Source organism: Metabacillus sp. SLBN-84 (assembly GCF_053629595.1).
Window position 1 is genome coordinate 2,915,208 of record NZ_JBRJIP010000001.1, and the last position, 20,821, is coordinate 2,936,028.

Genomic DNA, 20,821 nt, shown 5'->3' on the forward strand with positions numbered 1-20,821 from the left:
ACGTGCTGCCAATAAGAACAAACGAAATTTACCCGTCATCAAAAGGTAAAATATGCTAAAATTAATGTAAGGAGGTCTGTCATGACGTTTAAAGTAAAACGGAACCCAATCCTTGTATGTATCGTCGTTTTTTTAATTGTTTTCCCGTTTTTTCTTCTGTATCAGGGTGAACCCGCACCACCTCTTGTTTTCCCTTTTTTAATTGCAGCCTTTCTTGCACATGCTCTTCTTAACTCGTATTTTGTCATCGCCGATCAGAAACTGAAAATTGTATTCGGACTCATCAGAAAAGAAATTTTTATCAGAGACATTAAAGAAGTGCACTATTCAATGAATCCACTATCTTCACCGGCCTGGACATTCAAGCGCCTGAAAATCGTGTACACAGGTTCTTTTTCATCCAGCCGCCCTGCCTATTCAAAATTTGCGCTTGTTTCGCTGCCAAAAGATGAAAAGCTTTTCTTCAGGGAACTGTCCGCAGTTAATCCGTCTGTTTCCACCCCATAAATGCCTCCCTCATAGCGGGAGGCATTTGCGTGTCAGCCAACACTCCACTTTCATGTTTCAAGATAAGAAAATGAAGGAATACATACATTAATACGTATAAAGGAGATGTTACCATGGACAAGCAGACACTGAATCAAGAGGTCCTTCAGGTACTTGAAAAACACAAAGTAGGGACACTGTCTACCGTAGTGGACAATAAACCCCACTCCCGCTATATGACCTTTTCCAATGATGAACTTATGCTCTATACTCCGACTAATGTTCACACGCACAAAGCAGAGGAAATTGATAAAAATCCGAACGTACATATCCTGCTGGGCTATGAAGGCGAAGGATACGGGGACTCCTATGTAGAGTTCGAGGGAACAGCGGAAATCAGCAGCGACCAGGAACTGAAAGACCGGATCTGGAATGAGCATATGAAAAATTGGTTCAAGGGTCCTGATGACCCGGACTATATTGTTCTTGCCATTAAACCGAACAAAATCCGCCTGATGAACAGCGGACAGAAAACACCTCAGACACTGGATGTCTGATCCGCTTATGCCAATTCCTTGTTTTCACCCGGCTGTCGTGAGAAAATAGGGGACGAAAGAACGCATAAAGGGTGATTTCATGTACTATGTGGTAGTTGATATAGGCTGTTCCGACTGTGGAGAGGCTTCAAACGTAGTTGGTGTCTTTACAGAGGAAGATAAAGCGCGCACAGCATTAGAGCATTATAAAAAAGCAAACAAGCTTGACTTGTATGGCGACGACCACCAGTTTTTAATTTACGGGGTTAAGGAACTGAACCATATCCACAATGACAGCTTTGACCATTGTATTTATGACAGTCAAGAAGAATAGCATCCGGCGCCTGTACTGGCGCCGTTTTTTTTAGTAAGCAACTCCTTCCAATTCGAGCAAAACGGTTGATGCTTTTGCCGCAGTCCAGTAAAATAGATAATTGTGTTTTACGTACGGACTACTATATAGGAAGGAGATCAGTATGTATCAATCTGTACTTACTGGCGAAAATCAGGCACCTGTGGATGCGGAAGAACTGCAGTTTCAGCTCTTTAGAATGCAGGATAATCTCAAGGAAATAGCCAAGAGGTGGAAAGTTGTCGGAATTGATCAGACGAAAGAAGACAAATGGGTCGTTGTTTATGCACAAAATGACGGTGATTCATGCAAAGTGATGCTGAACGATTGCGAAACAGCCTATAGGGGGAAATGGGATTTTTCCATTCATGCCACCTATTCAGACGATCATGCCATTCATATTGGCGATATTAAAGGACCTGCCAACAAAGGCTACGGATCAATTTGCATGAATTATTTAAAAGAAATCGCAAAAGACCAGAACATCCCGACTATTACCGGAGATATCGCCAAGAGAGACTGGGATCATGTCGACCGTCTTGTGCACTTTTATGAAAAGCACGACTTTAAAGTAAACATTGATTATGAAGAGCAGGCAGGAGAAATTGAATGGAATGCAATGCAGTAGAAGCAGCTATACAGCTGCTTCTTTTTTTATGCAAGTTTACATTTTCCTTTTCTAAAAAATTCTAAAAAATACGATTACAGTAAGTAAGATAAGGGTATGTACAACTAGCGCATTTTTTCCTGTTTACCATAATCACTCATACCATTCAGAAAGGAGACTTGGAGCATCTTATGAAAAAACAAGTTTATCTTATGATCCTTGTTCTATTAACAGGTGTTTTTTTATCAGCCTGTGCCGAGAAAGAAAAGTTGTCAGACGGAACAGAATTGATTGACAAGGATGAATTCGTCTTTGCTGCATCAGGTGAATTCAAACCCTTCAGCTATGTGAAGGATGATATGACAATGACCGGGTTTGATGTCGCCGTCGGAGAAGCGATTGCCAAGGAGCTTGGACTGAAGCCAGTTCAAAAACGGATTAAATTCAAAGGGATTGTTGAAGGTGTTAAAACCGGCCGGGCCGACGCCGCTGTGGCAAGCCACACCATCAATGACCAGCGGGCAAAGCACGTGTCCTTTTCCACACCCTACTACTATTCAGGACCTCAAATTTTCACGCGCACAGACAGCAGCATCAAAACAGTTGAAGATCTCAAAGGAAAAGAAGTCGCTGTAGCCAAAGGCTCTACATATGCTGCAACCGCAGAGAAATATACAAACAACATAAAGATGTACGACAGCGATATCACTGCCCTCAAAGCACTGAGTACAGGCCGCCACGACGCGGTGATCACGGATTTTGTAACAGGAAAAAGTGCAGCCAAAGGCGGATTTGAAATTACCGGACAGCAGCTGATTGAACGAAGTGAACAGGCTGTTGTCATTCCGCAGGACAACCCCGAACTCTTAAAACGTGTTAATGAAGCGCTCGAAAATCTGCGCAAAGACGGAACACTAAAAAAAATCAGCATTGAGTATTTTGGAGAAGACATTACAGTAAAACCGGAATAATCACTGCCTGTACAGAAAGGATGCTGTTTATATTGCCCAGCTTTTCACATTTTTTTGATTCACTCATAGCCAGCAGAGGTGTATTTTTTGATGCAATGCTCGTCACTCTTCAACTGACGGTTGTGTCTATCTTAATTGGAATTATCATCGGCCTCTTTTTCGCATTGCTGAAAATATCCAAACTGAAGGTTCTCGGCTGGATTTCAGATGCTTATATCTACCTTGTCCGAGGTACACCATTGATCGTTCAGATTTTCATCCTGTACTTCGGTTTCAGCGGATTGTTTCTCATCCCTGACTTCTGGGCTGCATCACTTGCTCTCGCCTTCCACAATGGTGCTTATATTGCCGAAATTTTCAGAGGCACCATCCAGTCCATAGACAAAGGTCAAATGGAAGCAGGCCGTTCTCTCGGAATGACCAGAGCTCTGACAATGAGGCGGATCATCATGCCGCAGGCGTTCAGACGCGCCCTGCCTCCGCTTGGAAACCAGATGATTATCGGCTTGAAGGATTCTTCTCTGGCAGCCTTTATTTCCATCAATGAATTATTTAACGTGGCGACCACACTCGGTTCAAACAACTTTGATGAGATGACATTCCTGCTCATTGTTGCCGTTTACTACTTAATACTAGTTGCAATACTGACACTCGTTGTAAATGGACTTGAAAAGAAAATGTCCATCAGTGACCGCTAAAGGAGGGAATCTTTTTGGAATCAAAAGAAATGATCAAAGTGGAAAAGCTGAATAAATCATTCGGCGACCTGCATGTCTTAAAAGATATTGATATGAAAGTTGGTGAAAGCGATGTTGTATGTTTGATCGGATCAAGCGGATCCGGAAAAAGCACCCTTCTCAGGTGCCTCAACTTTCTTGAGAAAAAAGATAACGGAAAAATCATCATAAACGGTGAAGAAGTCACACAGGCAACTCATGATATCAACGAAGTCCGGCAAAAAGTCGGCATGGTGTTTCAGCATTTCCAGCTGTTCCCTCATAAAACAGTGATTGAAAACATTATGGAAGCACCGCTGATGGTAAAGAAAATGAAAAAGAACCAGGCTGAAGCGGAAGCACGTGCTCTCCTTGAAAAAGTAGGGCTTTCCGACAAAGCAGATGTCTACCCGAACAAATTGTCAGGGGGGCAAAAGCAGCGGGTTGCCATTGCCCGGGCACTTGCGATGAAGCCTGAAATCATGCTGTTTGACGAACCTACATCCGCTCTTGATCCGGAACTTGTCGGAGAGGTTCTCGCCACCATGAAAGAACTTGCTGAAGAAGGAATGACAATGGTTGTCGTCACGCATGAGATGCAGTTTGCAAGAGAGGTTGCTGACTGGATCGTGTATATGAACGAAGGAAGAGTTGTTGAGATCGGACACCCGGAAGAGTTCTTTTCTAATCCAAAAGAAGAACGGACAAAAGAGTTTCTAAAGACCACTCAGCTCAGCTGAGTAAAAGCCGCAGAACATGGATTCTGCGGTTTTTTTCATGGATCCTTCTTCCACTATAATTTTTCTTGCCAAAACGGCCAATATTAGATATGATGTAAACGAATTCAAGAGGTCTGACGACTAACAACTAATAACTCCACGTGAGAGGGGACACAATATGAAAGAAAGAATACTGTTTTTCATGACAGGCTTACTGGCTCTTACGCTCGGTGTAGCCCTGATTATCAAATCAGGTCTTGGCGCATCCTCATGGGACGCACTTGCAGTAGGAGAATCCAATCTTTTTGGACTCACTGTCGGTACCTGTATCTTTATAAATGGAATCGTTTTAATTTTTATTAACTCATTCCTGATGAAGAAGAAACCCGAGTTGCTCGCAGCAGGAAGCATTCTCTTAATTGGAGCTTTGATTGATTTCTGGCTTCTAGTCGTTTTAAAACACTATTCCCCTGCCGGATTATTCTTCCAGGCATCTGCTCTGATTGCCGGAATACTCACCATGGGTATTGGAGTAGCCGTTTATCTGCAGGCAAAGTTTCCTGCCAGTCCGATGGATACACTGATGGTTGCCATTCATACCCGTTTCGGTTTTAATTTAAGAAATTCAAGGATCATCAGCGAAACCTTTGCGCTCCTTCTCGCTTTTGCTTTTCAGGGAGCAATCGGCATCGGCACATTTGTCGTGACATTGACACTTGGTTTTGTTGTTCAATATTTCCATCCTAAATTTGAAGGGTTATTGCTGCGAATGAGCAGCAGCCGATTATCCTTTAAATAGCAAAAATTTATTGTTGCTTTGTTCCTATAAATCTATTATAGTTGAATACGTCAGAGGTCAGACATCTGATCATACTGACTCTCTTTTTTGAAGAGGATGAAAGCGTATACAGTGTCTTTCAAAAATTGTTTTATAATTCCATCACAGAGGTGAACGAAATGAAATACCTGATTGCCCTTCTTGGACTTGCCATCGTACTTGGTCTCGCCTGGGTTGCCAGCAGCGACCGCAAGAAAATCAAGTTTAAACCTGTTGCACTGATGATTGTTATACAAATTGCTTTAACGTTCCTATTACTCAACACAAAATTTGGTCTCGTGTTAATTACTGCAATTGCCGACGGATTCGGCAAGCTGCTTGAATATGCAAACGAAGGAATCATGTTTGTTTTTGGCGGACTCGCGAATGATGGACAATCTCCATTTTTCCTGAACGTTCTTCTCCCAATCGTCTTTATCTCTGCTTTGATCGGGATCTTCCAGTACTTTAAAATTCTGCCTTTTGTTATGAAGGGCATCGGTTATGTACTGAGCAAGGTTAACGGCATGGGTAAGCTTGAGTCTTACAATGCAGTTGCATCAGCGATTGTAGGTCAGTCCGAAGTCTTCATCACCGTTAAAAAACAGCTTGGACAGCTGTCTTCACAGCGTCTGTACACACTTTGCGCATCTGCAATGTCGACTGTATCCATGTCGATTGTTGGAGCATACATGACGATGATCGAGCCGAAGTATGTTGTAACGGCAATCGTCATCAACCTGTTCGGCGGATTTATCATTGCTTCAATCATTAATCCTTACACTGTTTCAGATGAAGAAGATATTCTTGTCATTCAGGAAGAAGAAAAGCAGTCATTCTTTGAAATGCTTGGCGAATACATCATGGACGGTTTCAAAGTAGCCGTCATTGTCGGCGCTATGCTGATTGGTTTCGTTGCCCTGATTGCAGCGGTCAACAACATTTTTGATATGATCTTCGGCATTACATTCCAGGGTATTCTTGGATACATCTTTGCCCCATTCGCCTTTATCATGGGTGTTCCTATGAACGAAGCAGTAGCTGCGGGCGGAATTATGGCAACTAAGCTTGTGACAAACGAATTTGTAGCGATGATGGACCTGGCTAATGTTGCAGATACGTTCAGTGAGCGTACGCTTGGCATCATCTCCGTCTTCCTTGTCTCGTTTGCCAATTTCTCATCAATCGGAATTATTGCCGGTGCGGTGAAGGGTCTGCATGAAAAACAAGGAAACGTAGTTGCACGTTTCGGTTTGAAACTGCTTTACGGTGCTACACTTGTGAGTATCCTGTCAGCGATTATTGTAAGTATCGTACTATAAGAACAAAAGCGCAAGCGCCTTGGTCAGATCCGATAGGCAGATAAGAATCCGACGGAAAAGTCCGGGTTTGACTTTTTTGACGGATTTGTTCTGACAGAGGATTTAGGCGCTGGAGCTGGACGAGGATAACTTTGTTATGTTATCCACAGCCTTTAATTCTTTATAATTTCCTGCTTAACAATGAAAAAACAGATCCCGTGATTTAGCGGGATCTGTTTTTTATTGCTTACTTCAGCTTTTTCCCATCAAACATAAACCGGTAAACCGGCAATTCTTCACCAATTTCTGACGGAATATAGCCGAATGTTACATAGCTGTCAATCGACTCGGGCTCAAGGGAGAGAGACAGCAGATTATTTTGCGGCTGAGCAGACAAGAAGATAAATGAGCCTTTCGGGAAAACGACCTCTTTTTTTGTGAGCTCTGTCTCCACTTCAACCAGCTGCTTTCCTTCGTACAGTTCTGTCTCTTCTTTGCCTGTTATCTGATAGGCTTCAACAGGGAGTTTCATTTGTTTCGGAAGCTTAAATCCTTTTACTCCCTGATTCATCAGCCTGGCCGCAGCATCACCCTGATCAGGCTGCAGTACATATGCGGTCGGACGCTCGCGTGTTAATGTCGGAACAGCTTCTGTTGCACTGAAATAATTAACAGGTACATCCTGAACAGTTCCGCTCTCAATATCAATCATTTCAAGAGTCTGTCCTTCTATCTCCAATGCTTCACTGTTCACATAAACAGGATCATTGTCATTTGGAAGCAGGCCTTTTTTAACTAGCTTTGCCCGTTCAGCTGCAACCGTTACTTTTACTTTACGGGCATTTTCTGCTGTCTGTCTTAAAATGCTTTCATGTGTGGCGATTTGAGCTGCGACCCGGCGTCCAAAGTCCTCCCTGCCAATTTCAATGCCCCTGCTTTCCACAAGGAACGAAAAGGCAGGCTGCAGTCCGAAGGAGTTTCTTCCGATGCGCGGCTCTGTCCCGCCTTCTAAAATATCAATTTCACCGTTTGTCACAGCGGTTGTATAATAGCGGTCAGCCGAATATCCCTGATCTTCAAGTGCAGTAAACGCAGGTTCAACATAAAGGCTGTCTGACATCGTTCTGATTTTTTCAGGAATGTTTAAATTTCTGCCTGAGAGCAGAAGGATATCATGATACTTCAGGAGACCGTCTTCCCCAAACCGGTCAAACGAACGGGTGTACGGCGAATATTCATGGGCATCAATGACAACTTCAGGCGTGTACTTATTGTATTCGCGGTGAATAGCCTGCACTTCCGGTGACTCCAGCTTGACATGATCACGGTTGCCGTCAAGGCCATTTTGAAGCTGCCGCTTAAAGTTGTAGGATCCATCCGGATTTACACGTGGAACAATAATAATATTGATATCATCCAGCAGCTCTTTCCCAAGCTCGCCTGTCAGACGATTTGCGATGGCTAGAATGGATTCACCGCTTGCAGGCTCATTTCCGTGAATCTGGCTCTGAATCCAGACCGTCGGCTTACGAGATGCGTAGCTCGGTTTTATGCTCCCGTCCTTTGTAAAGTAAAGTGCAGGAATTACCATGCCGTTTTGCGATTTCCCGATCTCTTTTACTGATACGTAAGGAGATTTTGTTTTGAGTTCTTCTATGTAAGCAAGCATTTCCTCCTGGGTGGTGAAGGCTTCTTCACCTTTTGTAAAAGCCGGTGTTTCGTCTGTTGAAGCAACATCGGGAAAAAGCGGCCTTACTTGTTCGGGCTGCGTATACGTTTTTCCATAGTATGGTGTTTCGGCGCTTACTGCAGGGGCAAGAAGGAAGCTCGCTGTCAGCAAAACAGGAATCGCCTTTTTCTTCAAATTTTCCCAACTCCTCTTGTCATTTGCTTACAATCATAGAGGAAAAAGATAATATTATCAAAAAATTCACACTAGTTTCAAATTCCTATGTCTTCCTATAGTGTGTTCAATCTGAATCAAAACAGGAACATGGACAGGTTCTGATTCTCCTTATAATAGTGAATAAATACTCGCAGTATATGGCAGTCTGCCTGATAAGACCGTCTTTTGGCTCAATTTTTCAAAAACCTTTCATATGAACAAAAGCGCAAGCGCCAAGGCCCGCTCCGATAGGCAGATAAGAATCCGGCGGAAAAGTCCGGTTTTGACTTTTTTGACGGATTTGTTCTGACAGAGGATTTAGGCGCTGGAGCTGGACGAAGATAACTTTGTTATGTTATCCACAGCCTTTTGCTCTTTATAATTTCCTTAAATAAAGAAAAAGAGCCTAAACAAAGCCCTATGCTTCATTTAAGCTCTTTCTTCATTTAGCGGATGCTGCCTCTTTCTTCTCGATGTTCAGTCTTGTTTTCCCCATAAAAAAGACGGTGATCAGGGCAGCTCCAAGCGGAATAAGCGCGAACAGGAACATGGCTGTAATAGAATCTGACATCGCATTTATTACCGGTTCAAGCACCCGGGCAGGAATCTGCTCCCGTACTTCCGGCTGAAAAATCCCCTGAGGATTGCTCATATCAAACCCGCTGCCGGCAGATCCGGCGTTTTCAAGCTCTCTTGTGAAGATTTTTGTCTGAATAGCTCCGAATATTGTCACACCGATTGTCATGCCAAGCGATCTGAAAAAGGCATTTGTTGCGTTCGCTGAACCCCTGAAACGAGGATCCAGGTTATGAATGGACGCATTTGGAAGGAGCGAAAAGGAAAATCCGACGCCAAATCCCGATAGAATCATAAACAGCGTCAGCAACAGCCTTCCCGTATCCGGCGTCATCGTGCTGAGGAGTCCCATTCCGGCTATAAAGGAAGTGATGGAAACGAACATGATGCTGCGGTAGCTTGTTTTTGTCATAAACGCACCTGCAAGTCCGCTGCCGACAACCGACCCAAGCATAAGCGGCATGAGAATGTAACCTGCACTTGTAGCTGATCCCCCATATACAGCCTGAACAAAAATCGGAATAAAAATCGTAAGTATGATAAACGAAGCCCCGTACAAAAAGGCAAGAATCTGAGAACTTGCAAACAGTCTGCTTTTAAACATCCAAAAAGAAATGATTGGATCTTTTGCTTTTGTTTCGGCAACTAAAAATAAAATCAGAAATAAGACAAAAGAGCCGAACAATGAAAAGAACTGCCAAGAAGTCCAGGAGAACTCTTTTCCTCCAAGCTCCAGTGCAAACATAAGGCTGACAACGCCGGCTACAAGCGTGAGTGCTCCGGCCCAGTCAATTTTCTGGCTTTCAAGCTTTGCTTTTTCATGATAAAACTTTCCGACCAGAATCACGGATAAAAGACCGATTGGAATATTCACATAAAAAACCCAGTGCCAGCTGATATATTCTGTCAAATACGCTCCGATGAGCGGGCCGAAAACAGATGCAGATCCGAAAACAGCACCTAAAAGCCCTGTCATTTTCCCGCGTTTTTCCGGCGGGAAAATATCAAAAACAATGGTAAATGCAATGGGCAGAAGCGCACCGCCGCCAACTCCCTGAACAGCCCTGAAGATGCTGAGCTGAGTTATGTTCTGTGCAACCCCGCACAGGGCAGATCCTGCAAGAAAAATAATAAGTCCAATGATGAAAAACCGTTTCCGCCCGTACATATCAGAAAGCTTTCCAAAAATCGGCATACCCGCAAGCACCGTCACCATATAGGCAGACGTTACCCACACGAACTGATCAAGCCCTCCGAGATCACTGACAATCGATCCAAGGGCAGTTGCAACAATCGTGTTATCAATCGCAGCCATAAAAATACCGAGGAGGAGACCTGCGACAACCAGCCGGGTATGTTGTTGAGATGCGTCCATTTCCTTCACTTCCTTAATAGTTAAGTTGATGAAGCTTCATTTACTATTATAGTCAAATTTGAATAAGATACCAGCATAAACTGCAAATAAGCGGGCCAGTTACAGACCCGCAGCGGCTTTGGATTTTTTTCGTATTTCTTTATATTTCTCAAAATCAAAGCTTTTCAGAAACTGCCGTGCCGAAGAATACCCTGACTGATACAAGTACTCGATTTCCTCTCTATTCAAGTCAAAGTCGGTTGCTGTTATTCCTCCTGTGGGAATTTGCACCGTGCGTCCTTTTGTTTCTTCAGTCAAATGCCTCAGATCGTGAGCCTGCAGCATCGTTTTAAAGATATTTTTAAAAAGATGGACCGGTGTCGGTATAACAGCCCCCGCCTTGATTTCTTCTTTAATAAAACGGAATCCGAAGGTTGGAAAGCGCGGTTCTTCTTTCGAATCAAACAGCCAGATCGGAAAATTGCTCAGCAGTCCGCCATCTAATATATAGGAAGTGAACTGGGAAGATGATTTCCATTTTACCGGCCTGAAGAAAAAGGGAATGGATGCGCTCATCATAACCGCTTTAGAGATTTTCAAGTCTGAGCGTTTCATCTTGTATTTGGGCAGATCATCAGGCAGGATAAGAATTTCTCCATTGGATACGTCTGATGCAATAATTTTCAGCTTATCTTCAGGCAGGTCTGCAAATGTATTGATCCCTTTTGCCGAAAGGAGACCGTCTATCCATTCTTCCAGATAGCTGTTTTTGTAAAAACCGAGATGAATCATGAGCTGAAGCAGTCCGCCGATGATTGGGATATAATTCAAAAAGGTTCTCCCTCTGAATTTCGTAAAATCAAGCTCTGTGAGATGCTCCCTGATTTCATTGCTTTTATAGCCTGCTGCCAAAAGGGCGGCAATGACAGCACCCGCAGATGTACCTGCAAGGCGTTCCCACTCAATTTTTTCTTCCTCCATTGCCTGAATAGCACCAGTAAACGCAATACCCCGGACTCCCCCGCCCTCAAATACTCCGTCAGCCTTCATCTGTGCTTCACCTCCGGAATGATCTTCTATCTTTATTCTTGTTTTTTGTCATAAATCCTTTTTGTCAAACACATCAATCCAAGAACAAAAGCGCAAGCGCCTTGATCAGATCCGATAGACAGATAAGAATCCGGCAGAAAAGTCCGGTTTTGACTTTTTTGACGGATTTGTTCTGGCAGAGGATCTAGGCGCTTCCGCTTGCCGATGATTACTTTGTTATGTTATACACAGCCTTTTATTCTTTAATAATTCCTTAACACCAGAAAAAGAGGGAGAATCATGACATTCTCCCTCTTTTTCCTTACTTCCCTAATAAGCCTTCTTTACTTAAATACTGCTCAGCAACTTCTGCAGCCGGTTTTCCTTCAACGTTTACCTGATAATTCATTTCTCTCATTTCGTCATCCGTTATTTTTCCTGACAATTGATTCAGTGCTTCCTCAAGCTCAGGATGCTCATCAAGCGTTTCCGTTCTCAGCAGCGGTGCTCCCTGATAGGGAGGAAACAGGTTTTTGTCGTCTTCAAGGACTAAAAGATTATATTGTTTCAGCTCACTGTCTGTCGAATAAGCGTCAATTAAATTGATTTCGCCTGTCTGAATGGCTTCATATCTGAGCTTAGGCTCCATTGTTTTCAAGTTCGCAAAGGTGGTGCCGTAAACTTTCTGGATGCCTTTGTAGCCATCCTCCCGGTCCGAAAACTCAAGAGTGAATCCTGCTTTTATATTCCCTGCAGCCGGTTTAAGGTCTGACATTTTTTCAAGTCCGTATTGCTCTGCAGCTTCTTTGGGAACAGCAAGTGTATACGTGTTGTTGAATGACATCGGCTCAAGATACGCCATATCAAATTTCTCAAGCATTCCCGCTTTTGCCTGCTCGTACACTTCATTCCGGTCTGTGCTGACGGCCTCTTCTTTTAAAAAGGTCGTAATCGCTGTTCCTGTAAATTCAGGGTAAATATCAATATCCCCTGACTTAAGAGCGTTAAAGACAAATGACGTTTTTCCAAGACCGGGCTTTAATTCAACCTCAAGATCCGTCTCCTGCTCTATCAGCAGCTTGTACATATTGATCAGTATTTCGGGTTCAGAACCAAGCTTTCCGGCAATGACAATGTCTTTCTTGCCGGTGCCGAACGCAAGCGGCACCGCCACCGCCAGCAGTACGATTAATCCTGCAATGCCGATCACTTTCATTGATCGTCTCGCTGCTGCTTTTTCAACGCCCCGCAGAACGGCATCAAACAAAATAGCAAGCAGGGCAGCAGGAATCGCTCCAAGCAGAATCAGCATGTTGTCGTTTCTGTCGATGCCAAGCAAAATAAGCTTCCCGAGTCCTCCAGCACCAATAAGGGCCGCAAGTGTAGTGGTTCCAACAATCAGCACCATCGCCGTGCGGATACCAGCCATGATGACCGGCATGGCAAGCGGGAGCTCCACTTTAAACAGCCGTTTCATGCTGTTCATCCCCATGGCGCGGGCTGCTTCAATTAAAGAGGAATCCACTTCTTTAATGCCGGTGTACGTATTTCGCAATATCGGAAGCAGGGCATAGATGACCAGTGCAATAATGGCAGGCACTACTCCAATGCCCACGAGAGGAATAAGCAGTCCGAGAAGGGCAAGTGACGGAATCGTCTGCAGGACGGCAGAAACACCAATCACACCTTCTGCGGCTCCTGATTTTCTGGTCAAATAAATGCCGAGCGGAATGGAAATGGCGACCGCGAGCAGCAAAGCAATAAATGAGATCTGGATATGCTCAAGCAAAGCAGCTAAAAGCTCGCTTTGCCGTTCTTTAAATACGTCAATAAATGCCGTCATACTCTCCCTCTTTCTTCCGCACGGCCGGCTAAGAACTGAACCGCGGACTCTCTCGTTATCGTCCCGATAATCTGCCCGTTCCGCTCAACAGGAATCAAGTCTTCTGTCCCCAGTCTCTGGAGGGCTTCCTTTCGGTCAGCCGTAAAAGATATCGGCTTTTTGAGTGGATCTGTTTCCTGCAGAGGCCTGATCCACGGCTCAATGGAACCTTCGAGAATGGCTGCCTGTCCTCTGTTCCCGATAAATTCTTTGACAAAATCATTGGCAGGACGTCTGATGATTGCTTCCGGGCTGTCAATTTGCACGGCTTCCCCGTCTTTCATCACACAAATCCGGTCCCCGAGAGCAAGGGCCTCCTGCATATCATGAGTGACAAACACAATTGTTTTATGAATTCGCTTTTGCAGGTCAATGATATCCTGCTGCAGTTTCTCCCTGCTGATCGGATCAAGTGCACTGAATGGCTCATCCATAAGAATAATGTCCGGGTCTGCAGCCAGCGCTCTGATGACCCCGATTCTCTGCTGCTGACCGCCGGACAGCTCATTTGGTTTTCTCGTTCTGTATGTATCCGGATCAAGCCCCACCATATTCAGAAGTTCATCTGTGCGTTTCCGTATTTTCTCTGCTTTCCATCCCCTCAGTTCAGGAACAACCGCAATGTTTTCTTCAATCGTCATATGAGGAAAAAGCGCAATCTGCTGGAGAACATACCCTATATTCCACCGCAGTTCGTGAATGTCATAATCATGTACATTTTTGCCGTCTATGCTGACAGTGCCGTCTGTTGCATCAATCAGCCTGTTGATCATTTTCATCGTGGTTGTCTTGCCGCAGCCGGATGGCCCGATAAAAACAAAAAATTCACCTTTTTCAATGGTTAAGTCAAGGGCATTTACTGCCTTCGTACCGTCTTTGTATACCTTTGTCACATTCTCAAACCGGATCATCTGCTCACCTGTTTTCTATAGTGTTATCATAGCGCCACCAAATGTATTACCCTTTCCCGGCGAAAGATAAGCTTCTTTTTTACTGAAGAAAGGAATCTCCACCCAATTAGTGGAATTAGTAGTATCATACTAAAAAAGAGAGGATAAAATCCAATGGTCCAAATCCAGAAAGATTCCATCACAGGCTACAAAGACGGCACTGTTTCCTATTCCCTGTTCAAAAAAGCCTCTCAAGCAAAAACACTTGCTATTATGTTTCCAGGCTACGGGTATACAGCGCAGGGCCCGCTGTTTCACTATTCAACAGGAATTTTCCTGAACCGCGGTGAGGATGTGCTGCATCTTAACTACTCCTACCAGTCACCTTTTTATGAATCGTTTTCAGATAAAGAGCTTGAAGATGCGTTAAAAAGAGATGTCCGGCATGTCATTGATACCGTATTAAGCGCGCACTCCTATGAACATTTTTACTTGATAGGAAAATCACTCGGCACAATTGCACTTGCTGCTGAACTTGGGAGAACGGCATTTCTCGATGCGAAAATTGTCTGGCTCACGCCTTTGCTGAAAAGGGATGATGTGTTTGAGGGCATGTACACAAGCAAAAAGAGAGGGTTATGCATCATCGGCGATTCAGACCCTTGCTATGATCAGGAGCGCTTTGAGAAGCTTTCTGGTAATGCATTTCTTGAGCGTGTCCTCATTAACGGGGCTGACCACAGCCTGGAAGATTCCGAGGATGCGGTTGGTTCAGTCGATGTGCTGAAGGATGTTATGTTGAAAATTAAGAGGTTTTAAATCACTTCTAAATGGAAAGACCGGTGCAGCTAATGCTCACCGGCCTTTCTCATGCTATGGCTTTATTCAAAAAGCTGATCGATTGCTTTTTGAGGGAGAGCTGTCTCACCGCCGAGGATGTAATTGATAATTGTTTGTTCCTTGTAAGTCTGAACTGTCTGATAAGTAGATGAGTTGAACTTTGCTGGATTTACAAGAACAACAGGGCTATGGTAATTAGCAGCAAGAGCAGAACCTGCAAGGGCATCCGGATAGTTTGCACCTGTTGCAAAATACATCATTGATACATCAATGTCATCAATAAATGCTTCAATAATTTTGCTGTTCGTTGCATAACGGTCTGAGCCGCTGATGCGTTTTTTGCCTGGCAATGCTTTTACAGATGCATCTGAAATAACACTTGATCCTCCAATAATATATGTCTCGTCTACTTCCCAATTTTTCATAAATGTATGAACAGCACCCGGCACTGAATCTTTTCTTGTCAGAAGGATTGGCATTTCCATCTGTGCCGCAAATGGTGCAATTGAGAGAGCGTCCGCGAAGTTTAAGCCTGTTGCTAGAGTGACCGGACCGTACGTGCCGATTTCATCAGCAATTTTAGCAGAAGTTGCATAGCGGTCAGCACCGCTGATTCTTGAGACTCTCAGTCCCATGTTTTTTAATTCTTTTTCAACATTGGCAGAAACTGCCCCTGTTCCCCCGACAATGATGACTTTTGTGACATCCAGACGCGTTAACTCATTCTTAACAACACCTGGCAGTGCCCCCGGTCTTGTCAACAATAAAGGAGCATAATGTCTGTAGGCTAGCGGAGTAGCACTTAAAGCATCCGGAAAGCTTGTACCGGTTGCAAGAACGGCCGTATCTGTGTCTCCTTCAAACCAGTATTCCTTTGAAATATTGACAGCTGTTTCGTAGCGGTCTTCCCCAGAAATTCTCTGGAATTTCTCCATCACGCTATGAACTAGAAAATATTCTTCACTTGCGGAATTTGAATTAGTCACTTCCAAGTAGTAAGTTCCAGGAGGTATTTGCATCTCAATGCCCTGTGAACCTACCTCTCCTTCTTCACCATAAAACTTGCTTTTGGCTTTTTCTTTTCCATCAGCCGAGAGTAAGCGGATCGTTAATGTGCTGGCATTGCCATTCTCGGTAAATCCCAAAAGACTGTAATGTGCTTCACTTTTGACTGTGAACTTATAATGATCAATATCCTTACCGCCTGCTTTACCCTCAATCCAATGATCAGCTTCAACCGGATTTGCTTCTGTTAAAAGATTGTTAGGCTCTTCCTCATAATAAATTCCTTCTTCTTCATCAAATCCAAATGGCTTCATTTTGTCTGCCTGAACCTGCGCTGCAGACCATTTCTCTGTCGTTTTTTCTGCTGCAAATCCCTGTATGCCAGGCAAGGCAAGCACTAGCCCGCAGGCCAGCAATAATTCCTTTTTCATAGTATCCCCCTATTTCTATGTATCAAATCTACTAGATTATACATTCTATCAGTGCTGAATGTAATAGGTATTATCTATTATTCCAGCTGATTTTTTTCGACTTTTTTTGACATAAATAAAGCCCCGGCAAGTGCCAGGGCCTGATTCTTAACCTCTTATTCAAATAATGAAAGAATAGAATCTTCCGGTAAAGCTGTTTCTCCGCCGATGATGTAATACATTGAAGCTGTATCAGCATAATCAGCCAGTGTATCTTTCGTCGTTTGCTTAGCTCCGGACGGGCTTGTAAGAATCACAGGACTTCCGTTCTTGGCTGCAAGGGCAGATCCTGCAAGGGCATCCGGGTAGTTCATGCCTGTAGCAATATACGGTGCAGTCATATTCAGCGTGTCACTGAAGTAAGAGATAATCCTGCTGTTCGTCACGTATCTGTCAGAACCGCCGATTCTGTCAGGCTCAGGGAATGATTTTGCCGTTTTGTCAGAAATCACGCCTGTTCCGCCGATAATGTAAGAAAGTTCAATTCCGCTCTCATCGACAAAGTTTCTGACAACTGACGGCACACTGTTCTTCTTAGTAAGAAGGATCGGCATTTCCAAAGATGCGGCTACAGGTGCAATAGAAAGGGCATCTGCAAAGCTTTCTCCTGTTGCAACTGCTGCGAAGAAAGGCTCCTCTAGCTCTTCTGCAATCTTGACAGAAGTTGCATATCTGTCAGCGCCGCTGATGCGTTTGATGTTCTTTACTCCAAGCTCTTTCAGCTGTTTTTCTACATTTGCAGAAATAGCTGTTTTTCCTCCAACAAGAATAACCGTTTCAGTTTCCAGTCTTATTAATTCATCCTGCACGATGACTGGAAGCTGATTTGTATCAGTCAAAAGAAGCGGTGCGTCGTTTTTATACGCCAGAGGCGTAGCACTTAACGCATCCGGGAAGTTGCGGCCAGTTGCGATAACGGCAGTCTCTGCCGTTTCAAAGCCTTCTTCAGAAAGCTTTACCGCTGTTTCAAAGCGGTTTTCACCCGAAATGCGCGTCCATTCAGTAAAGTTCTTTCCGATTCCGTTGATTGCTGCAGGAGCATCAAGACGGCCCCAGCCGGATACTCTGTCATAGCCTGGAATCACTTCTTCTTCCTCATATGGAATCTCTTCTTCATCTGGGTATTCTTCATAGTTTTCCCACGGATTATCCTGCTCATCAAAAGCGATATCCTGAGCGGTCTTCGTCAGAATTTTTTCAATCTCAGCAGGCGTCAGATCCTGCTTATGTGAAAGAAGCAGACCTGCAACCGCTGCAACATGCGGTGTTGCCATAGACGTACCAGTCATGTTTGTAACGTTTCCGTCAGGCATTAAACTCGGAATGTCTGTACCCGGTGCGACAAGGTCAAGACCTTTTCCATAGTTAGAGTAGTCTGAAACTAGATCAATTCTGTTTGTTCCGCCGACAGAAATAACATATTTTGATGAAGCTGGATAGGATAACTCTTCCATCGCTTCATTTCCGCTGGCTGCAACTACTGTTACTCCTTTGTCATGTGCATATTTTAACGCACTTTCAATAACGCGGCTGTAGCTTCCGCCAAGACTCAGGTTAATCACCTGTGCTCCCTGGTCAACTGCATACCTGATGCCAAAAGCGATTCCTTCGGTGTCACCGCTGCCAGCTGAATCAAGGACTTTTACTGGAAGAATTTTTGTGTGCTGATTGATGCCGGCCATTGAGTAATGGTTATCGTTTTCAGCTGCGATAATTCCGGATACATGTGTTCCATGTCCGTTGTCATCCATGGCATCCGTGTTTTTAGATATGAAATTGTAGCCTTTTTCTGTCAGTACTTTTCCGCTTAGGTCTGCAAGAGTATGATCCACTCCCGAGTCCGCAACAGCGATGACTGTTTCTTTAAGGTCTTTGCCTTTCAGAAGCTCCTGAAGCTGTTCGAACTTGATGTCTGCTCCTTCAGTGCCTCCGTCGCGTCCTTCATTTTTAAGGGACCATTGGTAAGGATATTGAGCATCGGCAGTGAATGCCTGATACTGCTGAACCGGTTCTGCGTATTCTACTTCAGGAAGATTCGAAAGGTTGCTTACTGCGGATTTAACGCTTTTTGCAGAAGCTTTATAGCCTGTGCTTCCTTCAACTTCCATCACATACGTATCTGGGAAAACTGACTTTTGTGCTTTCAGCGGTGCAGCTGACTGAATGCCGTAAGCCTTTGTTTTTGACTGAATGCTGCTGAGCTTTTTTCCTTCTTTCAGTTTCACGATGACACGGTTTTCTGTACCGCCTGCTGAAGGGACACTGTAGCCGCCTTTTTGCAGGATGGAAGATACTGTTTTGTCTTTAACATTGCTGATGCCGATGGCATTTCCTGTTTTCTTCATGGATTCCTGAAGGAATGAAGGAACAGAATCAAGGGCTGTCGTGTAAAGACGGTTAATGGCATCCTGATCCTCTTTTGTTACTTTATACGTGCTGCTGCTTCCGTTTTCAGCTACATCCGCAAATAAAGCTTTGAGCTGAACAAGATCCTGGTAGACTTGATCGCGGATCGTTTTGCTGAATACCATTTTTGTGCTTAGGAACGGTGCAACTTTATAATACATGGAAGAAAGTTCTTTTCCGTTTTCGCTTTTGGCAAGAACTCCCTCACGGATTGTTCTCAAATCCTTTAAAATGGATTTGCCGTTTTCTCTTTCCTTTGTGCTCAGCTCTGCCGGGCACTCATCAGAACTAATGTACTCTGAAGGAGGAAGTGTTACTCCGTCATAAGAAAGGGTAAAAGATGCCTGAGGTGCTTCCGTCTCTTCTTCTCCTTCTATGTATTCCTCTTCAGATACAAAGTGCTCCACTTTCACATAGAAAGGGCCAGACCATGCGACCGGAAAATCAATTTGAACCGGTTCTTCTGCAAAGGAGTATCCCATATATCTGTCAAATGCCAGGTTGTCCACTGCATTCTCCAGGCTTGAATATACGGTGATATTCATTTCAAGTTCTGATTGCATTTTCACTCTGAGATGTGTAAAATCCTTTACTTCTGCCGCTGATGGATCAATCATGTACCATTTTGCGGTTTCATCTGCTTCAAAAAGTCCTTCGACAGGTGTTCCAATTTGAAGAAGAGCTTCTTCCTCAGGAACAACCGCTGCGGCTGATGCTGCAGGAGCCTGGCTGAAGAACAGGGAAAAAATCATTGCCATAGCCATGAGGCTGCTGATGGTTCTTTTCATTCAATTACCTCCGTTACTAGATTCATTGCGAATACACATCTATTAAATCACAGAAACTTCTAATATGGAAAACTTTTCTACTTTTTTAAGGTAGATTTAATATTGTGAAAAGGATTGACAAAAGACCCGGATGAGATCCGGGTCTTTGCAGGATTATAGAACCATTTCCGATAGGATGTAATGATAAAGCAGATTTGCCGTGTTCTCAAGTGACTCCATATGAGTCCGTTCATAAGCATGTGATGAATCAATGCCCGGGCCAATCAATCCGTGGATGATATCATGACCAGCACGGATGGCTGCCGATGCATCTGAACTGTAGTAAGGATAAATGTCGAGCTTATAGTTTATCCCGTTGTCCTGAGCAAGCTTTGTTAAATGCTTTCGCAGTCCGTAATGATAAGGTCCGCTTCCGTCTTTGACACAAATCGAAACGGTATATTCATCGGTTGATTGCCCATCTCCCATCGCCCCCATATCAACCGCCAGATATTCAGCCGTTTCAGGCGTGATGTTCGAGTTGCCTCCATATCCGATCTCTTCATTGTTGGAAATAAGAAAATGCGTGGTAAAGGGAAGCTCGATTGCCTCTTCTTTAATTTTCTTCATAAGCTCCAGCAGAAGCGCAACACTTGCTTTATCATCTAAATGACGTGATTTTATGTAGCCGCTGTCCGTGATTTCCACACGCGGTTCAAACGAAACAAAATCTCCGGCTTCAATTCCAAGCTTTCTGACATCCTCTGCATTTTTCACCTTTTCGTCGAGGCGGATTTCCATGTTCGCCTGATTGCGCTCCGCTTTTCCTGCATCGTGATACACGTGCACGGACGTTTGATGCATGAGGATTGTTCCAGTGATTGTTTTTCCTGAAGACGTTTCTATTTTACAGTATTCGCCTTCTATGGAGTTGTAGGTAAACCCTCCAATCCGGTCGAGTGCCAGCCGTCCGCTGCTTTTTATTTCTTTTACCATGGCGCCAAGTGTATCCACATGGGCGGTCAGCATCCGGTGGCGGCTCTGATCTTTGCCTGGAATTGTTGCAATCAGGCCGCCTTTTCGGTTGCGTCTTGTTTCTATGCCGCAGGAGGATAAATAGTTTTCAACAAATGTAATGACTTCATTTGTATTTCCCGATGGACTCGGTATGGAGACTAGTTCTTTTATAAGCTGCATTGTATCTTTCACGGC

At 44.1% G+C, this 20,821-nt stretch carries 18 protein-coding genes; 10 read left to right on the plus strand and 8 right to left on the minus strand.

Features of this window, described 5'->3' with window-relative positions; genetic code table 11:
* Positions 1-81: 81 nt before the first annotated feature.
* The 9 genes from RKD52_RS14890 (at position 82) to RKD52_RS14930 (ending at position 6,526) form a co-directional block, all read left to right on the plus strand.
* Positions 82-507, plus strand: a complete 426-nt coding sequence (locus tag RKD52_RS14890; RefSeq protein ID WP_454100297.1) for a PH domain-containing protein — start codon at positions 82-84, stop codon at positions 505-507.
* Positions 508-620: 113 nt separating this feature from the next.
* Entirely contained in the window at positions 621-1,043 is a 423-nt protein-coding gene (locus tag RKD52_RS14895) for a pyridoxamine 5'-phosphate oxidase family protein (RefSeq protein WP_369732607.1), read from the plus strand.
* 79 nt (positions 1,044-1,122) lie between these two features.
* On the plus strand, positions 1,123-1,356 hold the full coding sequence (locus RKD52_RS14900; protein ID WP_454100298.1) for a hypothetical protein: 234 nt from the start codon (positions 1,123-1,125) through the stop codon (positions 1,354-1,356).
* 142 nt (positions 1,357-1,498) lie between these two features.
* On the plus strand, positions 1,499-2,002 hold the full coding sequence (locus RKD52_RS14905; RefSeq protein ID WP_454100299.1) for a hypothetical protein: 504 nt from the start codon (positions 1,499-1,501) through the stop codon (positions 2,000-2,002).
* A 170-nt stretch (positions 2,003-2,172) separates the two neighbouring features.
* Complete coding sequence (locus RKD52_RS14910; RefSeq protein ID WP_369732601.1) at positions 2,173-2,952, plus strand: transporter substrate-binding domain-containing protein; 780 nt, start codon at positions 2,173-2,175, stop codon at positions 2,950-2,952.
* Positions 2,953-2,984: 32 nt separating this feature from the next.
* Positions 2,985-3,650: an amino acid ABC transporter permease gene (locus tag RKD52_RS14915; RefSeq protein ID WP_454100300.1), complete on the plus strand. Its 666-nt coding sequence runs from the start codon at positions 2,985-2,987 to the stop codon at positions 3,648-3,650.
* A gap of 29 nt (positions 3,651-3,679) precedes the next feature.
* The gene (locus RKD52_RS14920) at positions 3,680-4,408 is read left to right on the plus strand and encodes an amino acid ABC transporter ATP-binding protein (RefSeq protein ID WP_454101238.1); all 729 of its coding nucleotides are present in this window, start codon (positions 3,680-3,682) and stop codon (positions 4,406-4,408) included.
* A 157-nt stretch (positions 4,409-4,565) separates the two neighbouring features.
* Positions 4,566-5,186, plus strand: a complete 621-nt coding sequence (locus tag RKD52_RS14925; RefSeq protein WP_454100301.1) for a YczE/YyaS/YitT family protein — start codon at positions 4,566-4,568, stop codon at positions 5,184-5,186.
* 158 nt (positions 5,187-5,344) lie between these two features.
* On the plus strand, positions 5,345-6,526 hold the full coding sequence (locus tag RKD52_RS14930; RefSeq protein WP_369732596.1) for a NupC/NupG family nucleoside CNT transporter: 1,182 nt from the start codon (positions 5,345-5,347) through the stop codon (positions 6,524-6,526).
* 226 nt (positions 6,527-6,752) lie between these two features.
* Here RKD52_RS14930 and RKD52_RS14935 read toward each other — a convergent pair whose 3' ends face one another.
* The 5 genes from RKD52_RS14935 to RKD52_RS14955 form a co-directional block, all read right to left on the minus strand.
* Entirely contained in the window at positions 6,753-8,369 is a 1,617-nt protein-coding gene (locus RKD52_RS14935) for a M14 family metallopeptidase (RefSeq protein ID WP_454100302.1), read from the minus strand.
* 463 nt (positions 8,370-8,832) lie between these two features.
* Positions 8,833-10,341, minus strand: a complete 1,509-nt coding sequence (locus RKD52_RS14940; protein ID WP_454100303.1) for an MDR family MFS transporter — start codon at positions 10,339-10,341, stop codon at positions 8,833-8,835.
* A gap of 99 nt (positions 10,342-10,440) precedes the next feature.
* The gene (locus RKD52_RS14945) at positions 10,441-11,370 is read right to left on the minus strand and encodes a patatin-like phospholipase family protein (RefSeq protein WP_454100304.1); all 930 of its coding nucleotides are present in this window, start codon (positions 11,368-11,370) and stop codon (positions 10,441-10,443) included.
* A gap of 301 nt (positions 11,371-11,671) precedes the next feature.
* Positions 11,672-13,192 carry an osmoprotectant update ABC transporter permease/substrate-binding subunit OpuFB gene (opuFB, locus tag RKD52_RS14950; RefSeq protein WP_454100305.1) on the minus strand — a complete coding sequence of 507 codons (1,521 nt, stop codon included), beginning with the start codon at positions 13,190-13,192 and terminating at the stop codon, positions 11,672-11,674.
* Positions 13,189-14,142 carry an ABC transporter ATP-binding protein gene (locus RKD52_RS14955; RefSeq protein ID WP_454100306.1) on the minus strand — a complete coding sequence of 318 codons (954 nt, stop codon included), beginning with the start codon at positions 14,140-14,142 and terminating at the stop codon, positions 13,189-13,191. Before RKD52_RS14955 ends, opuFB begins: the two co-directional genes overlap by 4 nt.
* 153 nt (positions 14,143-14,295) lie before the next feature.
* Here RKD52_RS14955 and RKD52_RS14960 point away from each other — a divergent pair, with 153 nt between their 5' ends.
* On the plus strand, positions 14,296-14,940 hold the full coding sequence (locus tag RKD52_RS14960; RefSeq protein WP_454100307.1) for an alpha/beta hydrolase: 645 nt from the start codon (positions 14,296-14,298) through the stop codon (positions 14,938-14,940).
* A gap of 62 nt (positions 14,941-15,002) precedes the next feature.
* Here RKD52_RS14960 and RKD52_RS14965 read toward each other — a convergent pair whose 3' ends face one another.
* The 3 genes from RKD52_RS14965 to RKD52_RS14975 form a co-directional block, all read right to left on the minus strand.
* Positions 15,003-16,397, minus strand: a complete 1,395-nt coding sequence (locus RKD52_RS14965) for a cell wall-binding repeat-containing protein (protein WP_454100308.1) — start codon at positions 16,395-16,397, stop codon at positions 15,003-15,005.
* A gap of 155 nt (positions 16,398-16,552) precedes the next feature.
* The gene (locus tag RKD52_RS14970) at positions 16,553-19,630 is read right to left on the minus strand and encodes a cell wall-binding repeat-containing protein (protein WP_454100309.1); all 3,078 of its coding nucleotides are present in this window, start codon (positions 19,628-19,630) and stop codon (positions 16,553-16,555) included.
* A gap of 153 nt (positions 19,631-19,783) precedes the next feature.
* Complete coding sequence (locus RKD52_RS14975) at positions 19,784-20,806, minus strand: M42 family metallopeptidase (protein WP_454101239.1); 1,023 nt, start codon at positions 20,804-20,806, stop codon at positions 19,784-19,786.
* Positions 20,807-20,821 lie beyond the last annotated feature (15 nt).

Coding starts and splice junctions, on each gene's coding strand:
- opuFB (WP_454100305.1), bottom strand. CDS start 13,192: ATGACGGCATTTATTGACGTATTTAAAGAACGGCAAAGCGAGCTTTTA.
- RKD52_RS14975 (WP_454101239.1), bottom strand. CDS start 20,806: ATGCAGCTTATAAAAGAACTAGTCTCCATACCGAGTCCATCGGGAAAT.
- RKD52_RS14895 (WP_369732607.1), top strand. CDS start 621: ATGGACAAGCAGACACTGAATCAAGAGGTCCTTCAGGTACTTGAAAAA.
- RKD52_RS14920 (WP_454101238.1), top strand. CDS start 3,680: ATGATCAAAGTGGAAAAGCTGAATAAATCATTCGGCGACCTGCATGTC.
- RKD52_RS14900 (WP_454100298.1), top strand. CDS start 1,123: ATGTACTATGTGGTAGTTGATATAGGCTGTTCCGACTGTGGAGAGGCT.
- RKD52_RS14965 (WP_454100308.1), bottom strand. CDS start 16,397: ATGAAAAAGGAATTATTGCTGGCCTGCGGGCTAGTGCTTGCCTTGCCT.
- RKD52_RS14930 (WP_369732596.1), top strand. CDS start 5,345: ATGAAATACCTGATTGCCCTTCTTGGACTTGCCATCGTACTTGGTCTC.
- RKD52_RS14970 (WP_454100309.1), bottom strand. CDS start 19,630: ATGAAAAGAACCATCAGCAGCCTCATGGCTATGGCAATGATTTTTTCC.
- RKD52_RS14955 (WP_454100306.1), bottom strand. CDS start 14,142: ATGATCCGGTTTGAGAATGTGACAAAGGTATACAAAGACGGTACGAAG.
- RKD52_RS14960 (WP_454100307.1), top strand. CDS start 14,296: ATGGTCCAAATCCAGAAAGATTCCATCACAGGCTACAAAGACGGCACT.
- RKD52_RS14925 (WP_454100301.1), top strand. CDS start 4,566: ATGAAAGAAAGAATACTGTTTTTCATGACAGGCTTACTGGCTCTTACG.
- RKD52_RS14940 (WP_454100303.1), bottom strand. CDS start 10,341: ATGGACGCATCTCAACAACATACCCGGCTGGTTGTCGCAGGTCTCCTC.
- RKD52_RS14910 (WP_369732601.1), top strand. CDS start 2,173: ATGAAAAAACAAGTTTATCTTATGATCCTTGTTCTATTAACAGGTGTT.
- RKD52_RS14905 (WP_454100299.1), top strand. CDS start 1,499: ATGTATCAATCTGTACTTACTGGCGAAAATCAGGCACCTGTGGATGCG.
- RKD52_RS14890 (WP_454100297.1), top strand. CDS start 82: ATGACGTTTAAAGTAAAACGGAACCCAATCCTTGTATGTATCGTCGTT.
- RKD52_RS14945 (WP_454100304.1), bottom strand. CDS start 11,370: ATGAAGGCTGACGGAGTATTTGAGGGCGGGGGAGTCCGGGGTATTGCG.